This is a genomic window from Psychrobacter sp. Ps6 (assembly GCF_022129235.1).
Taxonomy (GTDB): domain Bacteria; phylum Pseudomonadota; class Gammaproteobacteria; order Pseudomonadales; family Moraxellaceae; genus Psychrobacter.
Map to the genome: position 1 here is coordinate 1 of NZ_JADQAI010000050.1, position 2,815 is coordinate 2,815.

The window sequence follows — 2,815 nt, forward strand, 5'->3', positions numbered from 1 at the left end:
ACGTGAACTATTTAGGCGGAGACATGCCAACTTTCGCATTGAACTTCTCTCGCCCAGCAGGACAAATCATTGCTCAATACTATGATTTTCTTCGTCTAGGTTACGAAGGCTACCGCCGTATTCACAGTGCAAGTTATGATGTATGCCGCTATTTAGTACAAGAGCTAAATAAATTTAATCTATTTGAATTTATTTTTGATGGTAATCCAAAAACAGGTATTCCAGCTATCTCATGGCGTATAAAACCAGGAGTTACCGTTCCATTTAGTCTTTACGATCTAGCAGATCGTTTACGTACTCGTGGATGGTTAGTACCAGCTTATAGCCTACCTGCTAATGCACAAAATATTGTAATTCAACGTATTTTGGTTAAACAAGGATTCTCACAAGATCTTGCAAACTTATTAATTAGCGATTTCATCCGTAGCATCGAATTTTTACAAACTCACGGCACAACCCAATGCAGTGAAGCTGATGTAAAATCATTTGATCACAGTGGTCACTAAGACTTTCTATCGTTCTTTAAAAAATCCTAACTTATTCATTAAATTAGGATAATTAAAAGGCCAATTGTGTATACAGTTGGCCTTTAGCATTATAAAAACAATATCTTATTATGACTAAATTGAGAGAGGATTTATCATAAAATGTAGATAGAGTAGATTTAGCTCTATTTCTGTCTTGAAATTCTCCATGAGATCTTAACCATGTTTGTCCATATCATAGAACTTATCTGTATCTGCGCTTTTGCACTGAGTGCAGTAATCAGCGAAGCTAATCGCGGTAAAGATATCATTAGTGTTTTAGTGCTGGGATGGGTAACGGCCTTAGGCGGAGGTACCGTTCGTGATGTTATCTTATCGACAGACCAAGTTTTCTGGATCAAAGATCCTTCGTATTTTTGGGCCGCTTTAATTAGCTCTTTAATTGGCTTTTTTATTGCAGGATCCTTACGAAAATTAAAAGCTGAGCGTCTTATCATCGTCTTGGATGCGATTGGTATTTCTATGTTTTCAGTACTTGTAACAAAAAACATGATTCATCAAGATTATGCCGCTTATGTCGCAATAACTATGGGTATGGTAACGGCCGTATTTGGTGGTGTTGTCAGAGACATTATTGTTAACCGCCCCACCATGTTTAATAACACTGAGTTTTATGCCACTCCTGTTATCTTAGGCTGCACCTTATTTGTGGTGTTCTCTCATTTGGGGATGAATGCAGATATCAATACCATTATCTGTATTGCTCTCATTATTTTCTTACGCATGTATATTGTAGTTAAGAAAAAAACGTTTCCAAGTTATCTGCTATTGAAATAATTATTGATTCTCAAATTTAGCAACAGCAATACTTTTCTTTCCTAATCTAGCAAAATTTAAACCAATAATAGATACAATTAAAATAATCAAAGATAAATAATAAAAATTATCAATATGAACGTCCCAAAAAATCAATAGAAAAATAGAAGCTGAGATCATTTGCCCCCCACCAGATAAAGCGCTTACGGTTCCCATTTTATTACTATAAGGAACTAATAATAAAGCTTGAGAACAAGGGTAAACTAAAGCCTGCGCTACTGCTAATCCAACAAAACCAATTGTAATGTTGATAATATTAAAAGGGAAAAACAAAAAGATTGCAGAAACAATAATTTGAATAATAGGAGCAATAAAAACAAGGTGATGAGTTCCAAAAGAACGTCTTAATAGAAAACACAAAATACTAGAACACATAAATGCTATTGCAGGGATTATCGTCCAATACGAATAGTGCTCAGAACTTATTTTAAGCTGAGACTCTATAACGAAGGGAGCGGATGCTAAAGCAAATACTACTAATGCCCAGTTAATCCAACCTATTACAGCATAAGATAAAAAATACCTATCTCGTAATAGGGCTATATAATAATGCACGATAGAAATAACCGATATACGCTTCTGTTTATTTTCTAAAGTTTCAGGTAATTTTAAGATCAATAAAATATAACCCAATAATGTATATGCAAATATACAAATAAAAACAGCAACCCAGCCAAAATTATGATTAACCAAACCGCCAAGAATAGGCGAAAATATAGGAATAAAAGCGGAAAATATAGATAAACCCGTCATTGCAGATAAAAAAGATTTGCCTTTATAAGTGTCATGAATCATAGAACGAGCAAGAACAGATTCACATCCACCTCCTAATCCTTGGATAAAACGTCCTAGAAGTAATATTGCAAAGTCATCGTGAAAAACTAAAATAATCCCTAAACCAATAATGGATATAGAAAGTCCGAATAATAATGTTTTCTTTCTACCTAAAAGACAAGAGATAGGCCCATAACAGAGTTGAAAGAGACCATAACCAACTAAATAAGTTACTATAACGTTATCGGAAAGAGTCTGATCAAGAGAAAATTGCAATCCAATCCATGGTAATAAAGGGAAAATCAAACCCAAACTTAATTGCCCCATGCTAACAATTAAAATTGCAAACCCAAATATATTCCAATTATATTTTAATTCTTGCTGAACCGTATCAGATAAAGTATTAGCTGAATTATTCATAATAACCATCCTGAAAAATTAATTATTTAAATAAATTTAAAATTCATTTTTAAATAATCAGTCAAATGGTCTTTTATTTTATGCTCATAAAACATACATTTCTAGTATTAGAAAAACGTATTTATTACACAGAAAATTAAGATAATTCACAGTAAATAATTGTTTGAAGCAAACCAACTGAACTACCGCTCAACTTTTATCTATCTTTATTTCTAAAGCATATAACGAAAAAAAGCCTGACTCTTTCGAATCAGGCTTTT

The 2,815-nt window shown here is 33.1% G+C and carries 3 protein-coding genes; 2 read left to right on the top strand and 1 reads right to left on the bottom strand.

What is annotated here, in order from left to right; genetic code table 11:
• Together I3255_RS13570 and I3255_RS13575 are read left to right on the top strand one after the other, a co-directional pair.
• On the top strand, positions 1-506 hold a 506-nt coding region (locus I3255_RS13570), incomplete at its 5' end, for a pyridoxal-dependent decarboxylase (RefSeq protein WP_238039279.1).
• A 201-nt stretch (positions 507-707) separates the two neighbouring features.
• Complete coding sequence (locus I3255_RS13575; protein ID WP_005297863.1) at positions 708-1,322, top strand: trimeric intracellular cation channel family protein; 615 nt, start codon at positions 708-710, stop codon at positions 1,320-1,322.
• Here I3255_RS13575 and I3255_RS13580 read toward each other — a convergent pair whose 3' ends face one another.
• Complete coding sequence (locus tag I3255_RS13580; protein WP_238039280.1) at positions 1,323-2,555, bottom strand: MFS transporter; 1,233 nt, start codon at positions 2,553-2,555, stop codon at positions 1,323-1,325.
• Positions 2,556-2,815 lie beyond the last annotated feature (260 nt).

Bases quoted from the DNA above. Each gene is read 5' to 3' on its own strand.
- I3255_RS13580 (WP_238039280.1), bottom strand. From the start codon at position 2,555: ATGAATAATTCAGCTAATACTTTATCTGATACGGTTCAGCAAGAATTA.
- I3255_RS13575 (WP_005297863.1), top strand. From the start codon at position 708: ATGTTTGTCCATATCATAGAACTTATCTGTATCTGCGCTTTTGCACTG.